We start from the raw sequence: 14,565 nt of genomic DNA, 5'->3' as shown, positions 1-14,565 counted from the left end.
TCAAGCGCTCGTGCGAACTCCGCTGGAGAAGCTGCACAGCCTGCCGGCGCGCGCCCGGGGGCTCAAGCCCGGTATCACCCTACAGAGCCTGCTCATCGAGGCGCGGGCCATGAGTGATAATGAAGCCGCCGAGCAGCTGCAAAAGGCCCGCTCGGCGCTGTTTGCAACCATCCATCGACGATCCGCCGACAAGGCCGCCTGAACCGCCAGTTCTCCGCAAGTTCAGACTCATCTGTGTTTTGGAAAAGACTACCCGAGTCTGCCCGCTCCCCCCGGAGCGCTTGGGCGGGCTGCCGCACCGAAAAAATGGCGCTCCCGAAGGAGCGCCATCGACACACGGCCCGGATTATTTCTTGCGGGCCAGGGCGCCGCCCAGATAATTGTCGAAAGAGCCTTCGGCCACACGGAACCAGGGCACGATGTTGTCGCGGAAGGCCATGTAGTTGTCGAAGATCTTCTTGAAGCCCGGGTTCTTGTCGCTGAATTCCTTGTAGACCTTGTTGGCGGCCTCGAAGGAAGCATCCATGACCTCGACCGGGAAGCGCTTGAGCACGGCGCCGCCGGCGATCAGGCGGCGCAGGGCCTCGGGATTGTGCGCGTCATAGTCCTGGACCATCTTGGTGCCCGCAGCGCGCGAGGCGACATCGATGATGCTCTGGTAGGCCTTGGGCAGTTCGGCATAGGCCTTGTCGTTGACGTACAGCGACACCTGGGCCGAACCTTCCCACCAGCCCGGGTAGTAATAGTATTTGGCGACTTTCTGGAAGCCCAGCTTTTCGTCATCCACGGGGCCGACGAATTCCACGGCATCCAGCGCGCCCTTTTCCAGGGACGGATAGATGTCGCCGGGGGGAATCTGCTGCGGAATCACGCCCAGGCGCGACAGCACCTCGCCCGCGAAGCCGGCCGTGCGCATCTTCAGGCCTTTCAGGTCGTCGATCTTGTTGATTTCCTTGCGATACCAGCCGCCCATCTGGGTCCCGGTGTTGCCCATGGGGAAATTGATGATGCCGCGCGGCGCGAACAGTTCGCGCATCAGCTTCAGGCCGTCGCCCTCGTACATCCAGGCGCTCATCTGCCGCACGTTCAGGCCGAACGGCACCGCCGTATCGAAGCAGAACGAAGGATCCTTGCCATAGTAGTAATAGGACGCCGTCTGACCGCATTCGACAGTGCGATTGCCGACGGCATCCATGACGCCGTATCCCGGCACCAGCTCACCCCCCGGGTACAGGCGGATGTTGAAATTGCCATCGGTGACTTCCTTGACCATGTCGCAGAACAGTTGTGCCGTCGAGAACAGCGGCGGCAGCGAAGGCCCGTAAGTCGAGGTCATCTTCCAGTTGATCTTGGGGGCCGACTGGGCAATGGCCGGAGCGGCGACCGCCGCCGTACCTGCCACGGCACCCAGGCCCGCCTTTTTCAGAAATGCGCGACGCTGCATGATGAAGGATCTCCTGTGTGTTGGAATCTATTGGTGTGTGTTGCGACCAAGCGTTTCGATATTACACTGCACGCCCCCCGACTGCACGTGGCACCGCACGGAGAAACGCCGCCGGTCACAGCCCGGCCACCGCCATGCCTTCGATCAGCACCGACCCGGTGGCTTTGGCGCCCCGCGCATGCACATCGGCGCCGACGGCGACGACCTGGCGGAACATGTCGGCCAGATTGCCCGCAATCGTGATCTCCTGGACGGGATGCTGGATGATGCCATCCTGAACCCAATAGCCGAAGGCGCCGCGCGAATAATCGCCGCTGACGTAGTTCACCCCCTGGCCGATCAGCTCGGTGACCAGCAGCCCGGTGCCCATCCGGCGCAGCAGCCCGGGCAGATCATCGTCGGGCCGGGTCAGGCGCGAGCGCAGGCTGAGATTGTGCGATCCCCCGGCGTTGCCGGTGGTCGCCATGCCGAGCTTGCGCGCCGTGTAGGTGGACAGGAAATAGCCCGTGAGCACCCCCTGGTCCACCACCCGGCGGGCCTGAGTGCGGACCCCTTCGGCATCGAAAGGCGAACTGCCCTGGGCGCCCGGGATATAGGGATTCTCGACCACGTCCAGGTGATCGGCCAGGACAGGCTTGCTCAGCGCATCCAGCAGGAAACTGGCCTTGCGATACAACGCCCCTCCGCTGGCGGCCTGAACCAGCGCGCCCAGCAGACCAACGGCCAGGGGCGCCTCGAACAATACCGGATAGTGGCCGGTCTTGATCGGCCGCGCGTTCAGACGCGACAAGGCCCGTTGCGCCGCGTAGCGGCCCACCTCGGCCGGCGCGGCCAGGTCGTCCGACCGGCGCGCGGACGTATACCAGTAGTCCCGCTGCATGCCGTCGCCACGCCCGGCGATGGGCGCCACCGACAGGCTGTGGCGCGAATAGGGATAGCCCCCCAGGAATCCGCGCGAATTGCCCAGGACGAAATGGCCCTCCATGGTGTCCAGAGCGGCGCCTTCCGAATTGGTGATCTGATCGCTGGTCGTCAACGCGGCGCGCTCGGCCTGGATGGCCAGGCGGGCCGCGCCCTGGGCATCGATGGCCCAGGGATGGTGCAGGTCCAGGTCCGGGTAGTGACTGGCGAACATCTCGGGATCGGGCAGGCCGGCGGCCGGATCCTCGGCCGTATAGCGGGCGATGTGCCAGGCGGCATCCACCGTGCGGCGCAGCGCCCCGGGGGAAAAATCCGAGGTCGAGGCCGAGCCCCGGCGCTGACCGGCGAAGACCGTCACGGCCATGGAGCGGTCGCGCGTCTGCTCGATGGTCTCGATGGCGCGGCGGCGCACCGAGACGGACAGCCCCAGGCTCTCTGAAATCTCCACGGCGGCGTCCGTGGCGCCGGCCTGTTTGGCGTGCCGCAGGGCATCGCCGACCAGTTCGCGGAACTGGGCCTGTTGGGCGGGCACATCGAGAAAATCGTCGGTTCTTTGATTCATGCAAAATCCGCTGGGTAGGAGACGGTTATCATAGACAATCACGGATCATTTTATGCCCGAACCCATGGACGATACGCCACCGCCCGCCCCGGCGAATGACTTTGCCGAGGACAGGCGACCCAGCAAATCCCAGATCAAGCGCGACATGCTCGCCCTGCTGGACCTGGGCCGCGAACTGATCTCGCTGCCTCCCGCCAAGCTGGCGCAGCTGCCGCTCGATGAACCGCTGCGCGATGCCATCGCCCTGGCCCAGCGCATCAACAGCAACGAAGGCCGCCGCCGCCAGGTTCATTACGTCGGCAAGCTGATGCGTCAGGCCGACGTGCCGGCGCTGCGCGCCCAACTCTCGCTGTGGGCCAACGGCTCGCGCGACCAGACCCGCACGATGCACCGGCTGGAAGCACTGCGCGACCGCCTGATCGACAGCGACGAGGCGCTGACGCAACTGCTGGAACGCTTTCCGGGCCTGGACATTCAGTCGCTGCGCGCCCAGATCCGCGCCGCCCGCAAGGAAGCCCGAGACAACACCGCCCTGCCTCAGGGCCGGGAACCGGCGCGCAAGCATTTCCGCGCCCTGTTCCAGACGCTGAAAACCCTGGATTTCGAGGACGAAACCTTCTGATGACCTCCACACTGGAAACCATCGAACGCACCACAGGCCCCGCGCCGACGCACAGCGTGATCTGGCTGCACGGCCTGGGCGCCGACGGCCATGATTTCGAACCCATCGTGCCCGAGCTGACCCACCCCGCCCTGCCGGCGCTGCGTTTCATATTCCCGCATGCCCCCGTGCGCCCGGTGACCCTGAACCAGGGCATGCCGATGCGCGCCTGGTACGATCTGTACGGACTGGATCGCGATGCGCGCGAGGACATCGATGGCCTGCGCGCCACCCGCCACGCGGTCACCGAGCTGATCGAGCAGGAAAACCAGCACGGCATCCCACCCGAGCGCATCGTGCTGGCGGGTTTCTCGCAGGGGTGCGCCTCGGCCCTGTACACCGGCCTGCGCCACCCGGAACGCCTGGCTGGCCTGATCGGCCTGTCGGGCTACCTGCCGCTGCGCAATGCGCTGGCGGCGGAACGCCATCCCGCCAATGCGGCCACGCCGGTTTTCATGGCGCACGGCACGACGGACATGGTGGTGCCCATGAACTACGCCGAAATCAGCCGGGACGTGCTGACTGCGCAGCAGCAGCCGCTGGAATGGCATACCTACCCGATGCCGCATGGTCTGCATCCGCAGGAACTGGACGACATCCGGGCGTTCCTGACACGCGTGATGGCCGGTTTCTGACGGCCTGCAGGCTGGTCGGATGAACCAGGCGTCTGACAGTCCGCAGGGACTGTCAGGCACCCAGGTTCATCCACAACCTTCTCATGCCGGGGTCGGTTTCGTCGGGGTCGTCCCGCATGTTCAAGGATGTCATCAGGCCCAGCATGGGGCGGTTGGTGGCGAGGACGATGCCTTCGATGTAGCTCAGGTTCTGCCGACGGGCGACGTCGATCAGGCTGCGCATGAGGGCCGCGCCGACACCGCGCCGCTGCCAGTCATCGGCGATCACCAGCGCATATTCGGCGCCCTGGCCATCGGCATTGCGCAGGTAATGGGCAAAGCCGACGATGCGCTCGCGCAGCAGGCCACGATTTTCCGGATTCGGCACCTGGGCCGTGGCGACCAGCGCGACTTCGCGATCGTAGTCGATGCGGGTATAACGCGCCAGCATGCGCGGCGTGAGCTCCCGCAGCATCGACACGAACCGCATGTAGCGCGACTCATCGGACAGGTCCCGCACGAATTCCTGCAGCAACAGAGCGTCCTCGGGGCGGATGGGCCGCAGCAGCCACTCCTGCCCGTCTTGCCGGACCATCGGCCGGACCAGGCGGCGTGGATACGGGTGAATGGCCATATGACGATACGCACGGTTCTCAGGCCGTTCGCCGTCATAGTTCGGATCCAGTCCGATCTGGATGCCGCCAGCATACAGGCGGCTATCGTCCCACCAGAGCGGATCGATCGACAGGGTCCGGATCCCGGGCAGCTCGCTGACGATTTCGGAAATTCGCTCCAGCGCTTCACGCAACTGCTCGAACACCGCGGGACTGAGATCGCGCTCCAGGATGCGCGACCAGAACCGGCCGCGCTGGATCATCTGCCGCGCCAGATAGTTGTTCAGCGGTGGCAATTCGATTTCCCGGCGGCCAGACCCCAGCCGGGCATAATCTCCGCCCGGCCCGAACTGCATGTACGGACCGAAACGCGCGTCCTGCCGCACATGGATGGCCATGGGCACGTTCTCGCGCGCAGCCTCGGGCACGGGCTGGTCTTCCGGACGGATCGGCACGTGAAAGCAGTCCAGTAGCCAGCGGCAACTGGACGGATCCAGTTCCAGACGCCCCGACATGATCGCATCGCTGAGCAGCATGCGCGCCTCGTCCAGGCGCGGCGGGCGGCTGAGCATTTCCGGTGGCAGGGTCTGCTGTGCCAGGGTCTGGTTGTACTGATAGGAGGCCAGGATGCCGAAGGCATTGGCGGCCGATTCCGGTGTGCGAAACGCCGGCAGGCCCACCGAATCCAGCCGATGCCGCCGGGAACGCATCGAGGCATCGCCCAGAAAGCAGGAGACGATGGGCTTGGGGGAAGCCTCGGAGAACCGGGCCAGCACCTCGGTGGCGCCGTCCAGATCCGACAGGGCATCGGGCGCGATCAGCACCAGCACGCCATCCACATTGCTATCGTCCGCCAGTACGCCGAGGGCCTGTTGCAACCGCTCGGGGCCCAGCGGCGCATGGCTGATGACGGGATTGTCCAGGGCGGCTCCAGGTTCCAGAACCGAGGCCAGATCACGCTGCGTCTGGGAGGACAAGGTGGCCCGGGACACGGGGCCGCTGGCGCCGATCACGTCCAGCGCCAGGTGCGCCGCGCCATAGCCATTGGAGAACAGCGCAATATGGCGCCCCCGCTGGCGCTTGGTCTGAACGAGTACCTTGAGCGCCGAAAACAGCTGCACGAAAAACCGGATCCGCACCGCCCCGGTGCGCCGCACCAGCGCGTCGAACACGGCATCGGCGACCGGACTGTTGTCCGAACGGCCGGCCTTCAGCAGAATCACCGGCTTGACGCTGGCGGCGGCCATCAGCGCGCTGGTGAAGCGGCGCGAGGAATCGGCCTCTTCGAGATACAGCACGATGCTTTCTGTGCGCGGATCCATCGACAGATATTCGAGCACCTCGGCCACCGTGACGCCATCGGCATCGCCCGCCGACACGACGGCCGAAAAGCCAAGCTGGATGTCGTCCGCCCAGTCCAGCACGGCGGCGGCCACCATCCGGGACTGCGCGACCAGGGCCACACGGCCCACCGGCGCGCCATGCGGATCGAGCCCCAGATTCAACCCCAGGTGCGGGCGCTGCACGCCCAGCGCACCGGGGCCGAGCACCAGGCAGCCATTCATCCGGCCCCAGGATTGACAATAGGCGCGGGTCTCGATGGGATCGACGGCCGGCGTGGTGTGCGGCAACAGCACCAGGGCGCGCGGCCGGTGCGCCTTGAGCGCCCCCAGCGCGGCCGGCAGCAGGGCGGGATCCAGACACAGCAAGGCCATGTCCAGCCGCTGGCCCTCTTGCAGGAACTCCAGCCGCTGCGGCATCTGCCAGCGGCCGTCCTCCCCGATCCGCACATCGGCAATCCGCCCTTGCAGCAACGCGGGCGGTGTGCGCACGACAGGAAGTTCGCGGGAACTCAGGATCAACAGGGAACGCGGCTCGAACAGAGCAGCCAGACGATGGCGCAACATGAGAAAAACCTCGGACGCCCCCGGACAGGCCGTCCCTTAAAATAATGTCTTGATTCTTCGATTTTACTCGGGTTCCTCACTATTTTGTTGCGGCGCAACAATTGTTCAGCACATTGATATGACAGACTCTTCTTCACGCCCCGTCCGTACGCGCTTCGCTCCGTCCCCCACCGGGTACCTGCATCTGGGGGGCGCACGCACCGCCTTGTTCTCCTGGGCCTTCGCCCGTCATTTCGGCGGCACCTTCGTGCTGCGCGTCGAGGACACGGATCTGGAACGCTCCACCCCCGAGGCCGTGCAGGCCATTCTGGACGGCATGCGATGGCTGGATCTGACGGCCGACGAGGGGCCGTTCTACCAGATGCGGCGCATGGACCGCTACCGCGCCGTGATCGCGGACATGCTGGCCCAGGGCACGGCCTATCATTGCTACAGCACACCGGAAGAAGTCGAAGCCATGCGCGAACGCGCCCGCGCCATCGGCGCCAAGCCGCGCTATGACGGCACCTGGCGACCCGAGCCCGGCAAGACCCTGCCGCCGATCCCGGCCGGCGTCCAACCCGTGGTGCGCTTTCGCAGTCCGCAAGAGGGCGTCACCGCCTGGGACGACCTGGTCAAGGGCCCCATCAGTTTCGACAACAGCGAGCTCGACGATCTGGTGATCGCCCGCCCCGACGGCACCCCCACCTACAACTTCTGCGTGGTGGTGGATGACTGGGACATGCAGATCACGCACGTCATCCGCGGAGACGACCATGTCAACAACACGCCGCGTCAGATCAACATCCTGCGCGCGCTGGGTGGGGAACTGCCGCGCTACGGCCATGTCCCCATGATCCTGGGCCCCGATGGCGAAAAGCTCTCAAAACGCCACGGCGCCGTCAGCATCATGGAATACGACCACCTGGGCTATCTGCCCGAGGCCATGGTCAACTACCTGGCGCGGCTGGGGTGGAGCCACGGCAACGACGAAATCTTCACACGCGAGCAGTTCGTGGAATGGTTCGATCCTCGCAATCTCAGCCGCTCGGCCGCGCAATGGGATCCGAAGAAACTCAACTGGGTCAACGCCCACGCCTTGCGCGCGCTCGATCCGGCCGAGCTGGCTGACCGCACCGCGCCGCGCGTCACCCGCCGGGGCGGCGATCCTGCGTCGGCCGACCTGACCGCGATCATGTCGCTGCTGCGCGATCGCAGCGAGACCCTGGAGGATCTGGCCGAAGGCGCCATGCTGTTCTGCGGCCCCTATGCGCCCGCCGACGACGCGCTGCGCGCCGAGGTTCTGGACGATGCGGCCCGCAGCCTGCTGGATGATTTCCTGCAACGCGCCACGGCGCTGCGGGCCTGGAACGAGACGGAACTCGACGGCCTGATCAAGGCGATCTTGAAAGATCACGGCGCCAGGATGCCCGGGCTGGCGATTCCGCTGCGGGTGGCCGTCACGGGCCGCAAGCACACCCCGTCGATCGGCGCTGTGCTGGCGCTGCTGGGCCGCGACACCGTTCTGGATCGGCTGGCCGCCAGCCTGAACAGGGCCTAGCGCGCCCGCTGCGGCCCGGAGAACATGCCGGGCCCTAGAACGGCAGCCGGTAGCCCGGCGACATGCGCCGTGCCTTCACGGCGCCGTCCGGACCGCTCAGGCGCAACTCCGAGGTATTGACCCGATCAACGCGATAACGATTGGTGTAGATCGGATCATCCAGGTTCACGGGCAGACCGTTGGAATCCAGGGTCCGCAGGATCACCGTCTGGCCGTCGCGCACCCAGCAACCTGATTCATACAGCCCCTGGGAGGGTGTGCGCGGTCGCTTGATCTGCTTGACGTAGTTCATGGTGCCATCCGGGTTCAGCGTGTAGAGCGTGCGCAAGGCGCCGGCGACGCCTTTCTGGGCGCTGACCGACAGCCAATTGCCGACCAGCGGGTCACCGGTCGCCGCCACCGTGCAGGAGGGCCGCGTTGCCGTCGCAGCGGCCGGCCCCTGCGCCGGCTTCATCGGCGCGCAGGCCGCAAGGGTAACCAGGGCGGCCGCCAGCGCGATCCGGACATGAAAACGAAGGCAATCCATGACTTGATTCCCATCCATGACAAATGTCATCCAATACCCAGGATCGGCCAAGGGCCGGAGCATCCCGGCAAAGATTGCCGGCCTACAATTTCCCGGTGCGCCCGCGTCCTGCGGGCAAGTCAATATTCTACCGACATGAGCCACTCTCTACTCATCACGCTGCACCTGTTCGCCGCCATCCTGTTCGTGGGCACCGTGTTTTTCGAAGTCCTGATTCTCGAAGGCATCCGCAAGCCGCTTGGCCGCGAAACCATGCGCAACGTCGAGCTGGCCATCGGCAAGCGCGCGCGGCGCATCATGCCCTTCGCCATGATCGTGCTGTTCGGCGCGGGGGTGGGCATGGCCTGGCAATTCCGCGAAGCGCTCGCCCAGCCATTCGCCAGCAGTTTCGCCACGCTGCTGTGGATCAAGATCATCCTGGCCTTCAGCGTGCTGGGTCATTTCATCACCGCCATGACGCTCAGCGGCACGGGCAAACTGAAGTCGCGCCATTTCCAGATCATCCACATCAGCGTTTTCTGCCATGTCGTCCTGATCGTCTTTCTCGCCAAGGCCATGTTCTATCTGAAGTGGTGAGCATCGCACGAAAACATCATCGATAAAAAAAGAACGCGACTTTTTCGAGACACGACTTAACGAATATTGATCTCAACGGACGCCACACCGGGAATAATGCTTGGAACACGACAGTGCTTAAGATAGACTTGAAGGCGTGCGATGTTCATGATACTGCACGCCTGCGCCATTTGAGATGAGCCGCACATCCCGTGGGGGTCATATCAAATGGGTGGACACTCTCTTCGATCCCAAGGAGCATGACGATGGCAACAGCCAAGAAGGCCTCTGTCGCATCAAGCAAGAAATCCGCAGCCCCGAAGTCCACCTCCAAACCGGCAGCCAAGAAGTCCGCACCGGCCGCCAAAAAAGCCGCGCCGGCCAAAAAGGCCGCGCCGGTGAAAGCCGCCGCCAAAAAGGCGGCACCCAAAAAGGCAACAGCCAGGAAAGCCGCGCCCGCCAAGAAAGCCGCCGTGAAAAAAACGGCTGCCAAGAAAGTGGCCGTGAAGAAAACCGCTGCCAAGAAAGCCGCACCGAAAAAGGCAGCAGCCAAGAAAGCCGCACCCAAAAAGGCAGTAGCCAAAAAGGCCGCGCCGAAAAAGGCCGTTGCCAAAAAAGCCGCGGCCAAAAAGGTACCGGCCAAAAAGGCCTCAGTGAAAAAGACGGCAGCCTCTGCCAAGAAGGCCACGGCAAAAACCGCCGTCGCGAAAAAGGCAGCGGCCAAAAAGGCACCGGCCAAGAAAGCCGCCGCGAAAAAAGCGCCGGCGAAAAAAACCGCCAAGGCTCCTGCAAAGAAGGCGGCCGCCAAACCCAAGCCTGCTGCGCGCAAACCGGCCGCCAAGAAAGTCGCTGCCGTCAAGCCCGAGATGCCTGCCCCCGAGATCCGTACGGATACCAATCCGGCAGCATCCTGGCCGTTCCCCGCAGCAAGCAAGCGCCCCTGATCGCACCGCTGATTCCCGCGCTCGCGCAGGCGGGAATCAGACCGCGATACCCCTGGCCCGGCGGAATCCGCCGGGCCTTTTCATTCGCCAGGGCGGTCCGCTTGATGCGACAATGACGGCTCCACGACCGCAGCCCACGAGCACCGCATGGCCCAAAACATCCTGCAGTTCCTGTTCGATATTGTTTTTCAGCTCTTTGGCATCGGCCTGATCCTGCGGGCCTGGATGTTCGCGATCCGCCTGCATCCCTTCAATCCGTTTTCCCAGGCCATCCTGCGAGCCACGGAATGGCTGACAGGACCGATCCGCAGATTCATCCCCACCAGTGGCCGCTTCGACTGGCCCAGCATCCTGGCGTGCTGGATCACGGCCATCCTGTATCTGCTGTTGTCCTGGCTGGTCGTCACGGGCAGCCTGATCTCTTCGGCCACCATCGGCCCGCTGCTGTTGTCGGGCCTGCTGGTCGGACTGAAATGGTTGTTCAACGTGATCGTCTGGGTGACGCTGATCCAGGCGATCCTGTCCTGGGTCAACCCGCTGTCACCCATCATGCCGGTGCTCTACACCCTGACCGCGCCGCTGCTCGATCCCATCCGCCGGATGCTGCCGCGCATGGGCGGGCTGGACCTGTCGCCCCTGGTCCTGCTGGTGCTGGCACAGATCGCCATGATGGTGGTGAACCACATGGCGTTCACGACATTCGGCGCCTGAACGACACTCGCCGCCCGGGCCGGTCCTGGATCTAGATCGGCACGACGCGGGTCGGCCCGCCGCCGCTGATGACCTGAACGCGCTGACCGGAGTTCAGCGCCACATCGGCCGCCTGGGCAATGACGCGGGTCTCGCCGTTATCCAGACGGACGGTGATTTCCAGACCACGGGTCTTGCCGACCTGATTCTCGACCGCATTGCCGGCCAGACCGCCCAGCAAGGCGCCGCCGATCGAGGCCAGGATCTGACCACGACCATCTCCCACGGCGCTGCCCGCGACGCCACCGAGCGCCGCGCCGCTCAAGGCGCCCAGACCTGAAGATTTGTCCGACTGGATGACCACGGAGCGTACGGACACCACCGTGCCGTAGCGCACGATCTGTTCGCTCTGCGCCTGTCCATAGGTATAGACGGAACTGGAGGCGGACTGGCTGGCGCAGCCAGCCAGCACCAGCAACGAGAGAGAAATCCCGGCAACAGCGGCAAAGCGCGTCGCGCGGCGAGGAAGACCCTGCGTAAAGATCGCCATGGGCTGACTCCTGTGAAGAAAAAAGCGGCCGCGCCCGAATCAGGCGAGCCGGTCCGCGCCGATACCATAATGCGACTGCAGCACCGCCGCGATATCGCTGCGCGACGGGCGATGGTTCTGCGGACCCCTGTGAGCAATTTTAAGACCGCCCATGACATTCGCCAAGCAACAGGCATCCCGCAAGGGCCAGCCGTGCGCCAGGCCATACAGCAGGCCGGCGCGATGCGCATCGCCGCAGCCGGTCGGATCGACGACCTCGGTCACGGGGGCTGCGGGAACATCCGTCCGGGTATCGCCGACGAACAGCGAGGCGCCTTCGCCGCCCCGTGTCACCACCACCGCCCGCAGGCCGGCCGCCAGCGTCTGGATGGAGCGCCCCGTGCGTTCCTCGATCACACTGGCCTCATAGTCATTGGCGGTCAGAATGTCGGCCATGTCCAGCATGCGCAAAAGGTCCTCGCCCTCGAACAATGGCATCGCCTGTCCCAGATCGAAGATGAAGGGAATCCCGGCGGCCTGCAGTCGCTGAGCATGCGCGAACATGCCATCCTTGGAATCCGGCGAGACGATGGCCCAGCAGGCGCGATGACCGCTCAGATCGTTTTCCGCCGAACGCAGCATCGCGCCCGGATGGAACGAAGCGATCTGGTTGTTTTCCTGATCCGTGATGATGTGGCATTGAGCCGTGTAGGTGTCGGGCAGCATGCGCACCAGCCGGGTGTCGATGTCCAGGGCGCGCAGCCGCTGCAGATAGTCATCGGCATCCTGGCCCACGGTGCCGACGGGCACCGGTCGCCCGCCCAGCAATTTGAGGCTGTAAGCGATATTGCCCGCGCAGCCGCCGTATTCCTTGCGCAGCGAAGGCACAAAGAACGACACGCTGAGCGACTTGATGTTGTCGGCCAGAATATGGTCGCGGAAGCGCCCCTCGAACACGGCGATGGTGTCGAAAGCAATGGAACCGCAGATCAGGACGTCCTCGGACATGGCGATGAAATACCTTCAGGGATAAAAGAGATCGAGCTGATAGCCATTGATGCGCACACCGCTCAGGGTCAGCGGCACGCGCACCAGGACCTCGCTCAGGCCCGCGAAGGGCTGCGCCGCACGCGCCGCGCCCAGATAGTCGGCGGGCGACAGATTGCGGCGCACCAGCTGCGTTCCGGCGGCGTCTTTCAGTTCCAGTGCCAGGGTCGGCCATTCCTGAGGCGCCTCGGCCCGGTTGCGCAAAGTGGCGTGCAACTCAAACCGCTGTTCGTCGGGCACCTGATCCGAGGGCGGCAACCCCGCCACTGCATTGGAATCGGCGGCCTTGAGCGCGGAACCAGTGATCGCGATCAGCGTAATGTCCCGACCATAGGGCACCCGGCAATGCAGGGGGGCGCAGGCTCTTTCGAGGACGGGCCTGAGCGCGGGCGCCATCCGGGCGATGTCGGCCCGGTAGACATAGGCGGCCTGCGCCGCCAGCAGAATCAGCAACAGGAGCAACAGCAGCCTGGCGCAGAAACGCGCCAGCGCGGCGCCCCAGCCCGGCGCATCCTCGTCTCTCAGCAAAGGCGCGGCCGAACCGCCCTGACTGCGATGCCCCGGCCGGGCCTCGACCATGAACGATTCCGCCTGTGCCCCTGCCGTCTCCCGGCTGGCGCTCCGGCTGGAACCCGGCGCGACGGAGGCGTCGGACACCCAGCCCTCATCCGCCAGAATCTGATCGACCGGGCGCGGCCCGGACCGTTCGTGCCCGTCGCCGATGCGAGGCTCGGGCCGATCGTCGGGCCAGGGAGCGACCCCGATGCTGAACGCGGGGGCCTCCTCGGACGGCTGCCGGGAAAGACGGCCTGAGCGGATGACCTGAGGCGATGGTGCCGCAGAAGCCCCCATCGCGGGTGCGGCAGGCGCGACGGCCGGACGCGGCGGCGCGACAGCGGCGCGCGGCACGGCCGCCAGCGCCTCGGGTGGGGTCGCATCGGCGACCACCTCGGCATAACCATCAAAAATATGAGAGCACTGCACGCAACGGATGTAGCCCTTGCGCAATTGCAGCTCTGTCAGGCATGCCTGGAATACAGTCCCGCAGTTCGGGCAGCGTGTGGTCAGATCCATCGCCGCTCCCCTCCGTCAGACGCTGCGGCCAGCCAGGCAGACCCAGCCATCGCGAGCCGCCCAGACCTGCAAAGGCAGGTGCGGCGCGTAGGCTTGGCAGACCTCATCGGCCTGCCGCTCCAGGACACCGGACAGCGCCAGGAACCCGCCCGGGGCGACCCGGGCGGCCAGCATGGGAGCCAGGAGCTTGAGGGGGTTCGACAGGATGTTGGCTACCACGACCTGATGGGTACCTGCGGACAGGTGACCGGGCAGGATGGCCTGGACATCCAGGCGATTGGCCTGCGCATTACGGGCCGTGGCCAGCACCGCCTGCTCGTCGATGTCCACACCGACTGTCGGGCCGGCGCCCAGCAGCCGGGCAGCTATCGCCAGGATGCCCGAGCCGCAGCCGTAGTCCAGCACGGTTTCGCCACCGCGCAAATGGGCGGCCAGCCATTCCAGGCACAGATGCGTGGTGGGATGGCTGCCTGTGCCGAAGGCCAGGCCCGGATCGAGTTCGATGCGCACGATGCCATCGTGCGCACCGACCGAAGGCAGGCCGTCATCGTCGCGATGCCAGCTCGGCACGATCCAGATGCGGTCGCTGACGACGATCGGGCCGAACTGGGATTGCGTCAGGCGCACCCAGTCCGCATCGGGCACATCGCGCAGGAACCAGTCCTGCGCCGCCGGCATCGGGCCGGCCAGGCCGTCGAGCACCATCAGTAACTGGGCGGGGTCATCCCCGTCGGCCAGCAGCGCGACCAGACGATTGCGCCGCCAGGCCAGGACTTCGGGCTCCGTGCCCGGTTCGCCGAACAGCGCCTGCTCGTCAGCCGTATCGCCATCGGCATCCTCGACCGACACCGACAATGCGCCGGCCTCCAGCAAGGCATCGGACCATGCCTCAGCCTGGCTTTCCGGGCAGTTCAGCACGAGCTCTCGCATGCCGGGC

The 14,565-nt window shown here is 65.4% G+C and carries 14 protein-coding genes and 1 pseudogene; 7 read left to right on the top strand and 8 right to left on the bottom strand.

Annotated elements, in window-relative coordinates; genetic code table 11:
* Positions 1-202: pseudogene (locus ACK5JE_RS01150) on the top strand (integrase); the annotation flags it as partial.
* A 144-nt stretch (positions 203-346) separates the two neighbouring features.
* On the opposite strand, the gene ACK5JE_RS01145 reads toward ACK5JE_RS01150, so the two are convergent.
* Both ACK5JE_RS01145 and pmbA read right to left on the bottom strand, forming a co-directional pair.
* Positions 347-1,444 carry a TRAP transporter substrate-binding protein gene (locus tag ACK5JE_RS01145; RefSeq protein ID WP_416799875.1) on the bottom strand — a complete coding sequence of 366 codons (1,098 nt, stop codon included), beginning with the start codon at positions 1,442-1,444 and terminating at the stop codon, positions 347-349.
* Between the two features lie 115 nt (positions 1,445-1,559).
* Entirely contained in the window at positions 1,560-2,927 is a 1,368-nt protein-coding gene (gene pmbA, locus ACK5JE_RS01140; protein WP_416799874.1) for a metalloprotease PmbA, read from the bottom strand.
* 64 nt (positions 2,928-2,991) lie between these two features.
* On the opposite strand from pmbA, the gene yjgA reads away from it, so the two are divergent.
* Together yjgA and ACK5JE_RS01130 are read left to right on the top strand one after the other, a co-directional pair.
* Positions 2,992-3,549 carry a ribosome biogenesis factor YjgA gene (gene yjgA, locus ACK5JE_RS01135; RefSeq protein WP_416799882.1) on the top strand — a complete coding sequence of 186 codons (558 nt, stop codon included), beginning with the start codon at positions 2,992-2,994 and terminating at the stop codon, positions 3,547-3,549.
* Positions 3,549-4,223, top strand: coding sequence for an alpha/beta hydrolase (locus tag ACK5JE_RS01130; protein WP_416799873.1), 675 nt, complete (start codon positions 3,549-3,551; stop codon positions 4,221-4,223). Before yjgA ends, ACK5JE_RS01130 begins: the two co-directional genes overlap by 1 nt.
* Before the next feature lie 52 nt (positions 4,224-4,275).
* Here ACK5JE_RS01130 and ACK5JE_RS01125 read toward each other — a convergent pair whose 3' ends face one another.
* A complete protein-coding gene (locus ACK5JE_RS01125) occupies positions 4,276-6,723 on the bottom strand; it encodes a GNAT family N-acetyltransferase (protein WP_416799872.1) in 2,448 nt (815 codons plus the stop codon).
* 118 nt (positions 6,724-6,841) lie between these two features.
* Here ACK5JE_RS01125 and gltX point away from each other — a divergent pair, with 118 nt between their 5' ends.
* On the top strand, positions 6,842-8,263 hold the full coding sequence (gltX, locus tag ACK5JE_RS01120) for a glutamate--tRNA ligase (RefSeq protein ID WP_416799871.1): 1,422 nt from the start codon (positions 6,842-6,844) through the stop codon (positions 8,261-8,263).
* A gap of 34 nt (positions 8,264-8,297) precedes the next feature.
* On the opposite strand, the gene ACK5JE_RS01115 is transcribed toward gltX, so the two are convergent.
* A complete protein-coding gene (locus tag ACK5JE_RS01115; RefSeq protein WP_416799870.1) occupies positions 8,298-8,789 on the bottom strand; it encodes a hypothetical protein in 492 nt (163 codons plus the stop codon).
* A 135-nt stretch (positions 8,790-8,924) separates the two neighbouring features.
* On the opposite strand from ACK5JE_RS01115, the gene ACK5JE_RS01110 reads away from it, so the two are divergent.
* The 3 genes from ACK5JE_RS01110 (at position 8,925) to ACK5JE_RS01100 (ending at position 10,999) form a co-directional block, all read left to right on the top strand.
* Positions 8,925-9,365, top strand: a complete 441-nt coding sequence (locus ACK5JE_RS01110; protein WP_416799869.1) for a CopD family copper resistance protein — start codon at positions 8,925-8,927, stop codon at positions 9,363-9,365.
* Positions 9,366-9,610: 245 nt separating this feature from the next.
* A complete protein-coding gene (locus ACK5JE_RS01105; RefSeq protein ID WP_416799868.1) occupies positions 9,611-10,288 on the top strand; it encodes a histone H1-like DNA-binding protein in 678 nt (225 codons plus the stop codon).
* A gap of 147 nt (positions 10,289-10,435) precedes the next feature.
* Positions 10,436-10,999 carry a YggT family protein gene (locus ACK5JE_RS01100; RefSeq protein WP_416799867.1) on the top strand — a complete coding sequence of 188 codons (564 nt, stop codon included), beginning with the start codon at positions 10,436-10,438 and terminating at the stop codon, positions 10,997-10,999.
* A gap of 31 nt (positions 11,000-11,030) precedes the next feature.
* Here ACK5JE_RS01100 and ACK5JE_RS01095 read toward each other — a convergent pair whose 3' ends face one another.
* The 4 genes from ACK5JE_RS01095 to prmA are packed head-to-tail and all read right to left on the bottom strand — an operon-like array spanning position 11,031 to position 14,558.
* The gene (locus ACK5JE_RS01095; protein ID WP_416799866.1) at positions 11,031-11,528 is read right to left on the bottom strand and encodes a glycine zipper 2TM domain-containing protein; all 498 of its coding nucleotides are present in this window, start codon (positions 11,526-11,528) and stop codon (positions 11,031-11,033) included.
* A 39-nt stretch (positions 11,529-11,567) separates the two neighbouring features.
* Entirely contained in the window at positions 11,568-12,515 is a 948-nt protein-coding gene (locus ACK5JE_RS01090) for a carbohydrate kinase family protein (RefSeq protein ID WP_416799865.1), read from the bottom strand.
* 15 nt (positions 12,516-12,530) lie between these two features.
* A complete protein-coding gene (locus ACK5JE_RS01085; RefSeq protein ID WP_416799864.1) occupies positions 12,531-13,628 on the bottom strand; it encodes a zinc-ribbon and DUF3426 domain-containing protein in 1,098 nt (365 codons plus the stop codon).
* 15 nt (positions 13,629-13,643) lie between these two features.
* Entirely contained in the window at positions 13,644-14,558 is a 915-nt protein-coding gene (gene prmA, locus ACK5JE_RS01080; protein WP_416799863.1) for a 50S ribosomal protein L11 methyltransferase, read from the bottom strand.
* Positions 14,559-14,565 lie beyond the last annotated feature (7 nt).

The organism is Castellaniella sp. (assembly GCF_047971665.1).
Lineage (GTDB): Bacteria > Pseudomonadota > Gammaproteobacteria > Burkholderiales > Burkholderiaceae_B > Castellaniella.
The sequence above is the reverse complement of the archived record's forward strand: the minus strand, read 5'-3'. Positions and strand labels throughout refer to the sequence as shown.

Coding starts and splice junctions, on each gene's coding strand:
- ACK5JE_RS01110 (WP_416799869.1), top strand. CDS start 8,925: ATGAGCCACTCTCTACTCATCACGCTGCACCTGTTCGCCGCCATCCTG.
- ACK5JE_RS01095 (WP_416799866.1), bottom strand. CDS start 11,528: ATGGCGATCTTTACGCAGGGTCTTCCTCGCCGCGCGACGCGCTTTGCC.
- ACK5JE_RS01115 (WP_416799870.1), bottom strand. CDS start 8,789: ATGGATTGCCTTCGTTTTCATGTCCGGATCGCGCTGGCGGCCGCCCTG.
- ACK5JE_RS01085 (WP_416799864.1), bottom strand. CDS start 13,628: ATGGATCTGACCACACGCTGCCCGAACTGCGGGACTGTATTCCAGGCA.
- yjgA (WP_416799882.1), top strand. CDS start 2,992: ATGGACGATACGCCACCGCCCGCCCCGGCGAATGACTTTGCCGAGGAC.
- ACK5JE_RS01130 (WP_416799873.1), top strand. CDS start 3,549: ATGACCTCCACACTGGAAACCATCGAACGCACCACAGGCCCCGCGCCG.
- prmA (WP_416799863.1), bottom strand. CDS start 14,558: ATGCGAGAGCTCGTGCTGAACTGCCCGGAAAGCCAGGCTGAGGCATGG.
- pmbA (WP_416799874.1), bottom strand. CDS start 2,927: ATGAATCAAAGAACCGACGATTTTCTCGATGTGCCCGCCCAACAGGCC.
- ACK5JE_RS01090 (WP_416799865.1), bottom strand. CDS start 12,515: ATGTCCGAGGACGTCCTGATCTGCGGTTCCATTGCTTTCGACACCATC.
- ACK5JE_RS01100 (WP_416799867.1), top strand. CDS start 10,436: ATGGCCCAAAACATCCTGCAGTTCCTGTTCGATATTGTTTTTCAGCTC.
- ACK5JE_RS01105 (WP_416799868.1), top strand. CDS start 9,611: ATGGCAACAGCCAAGAAGGCCTCTGTCGCATCAAGCAAGAAATCCGCA.
- ACK5JE_RS01125 (WP_416799872.1), bottom strand. CDS start 6,723: ATGTTGCGCCATCGTCTGGCTGCTCTGTTCGAGCCGCGTTCCCTGTTG.
- ACK5JE_RS01145 (WP_416799875.1), bottom strand. CDS start 1,444: ATGCAGCGTCGCGCATTTCTGAAAAAGGCGGGCCTGGGTGCCGTGGCA.
- gltX (WP_416799871.1), top strand. CDS start 6,842: ATGACAGACTCTTCTTCACGCCCCGTCCGTACGCGCTTCGCTCCGTCC.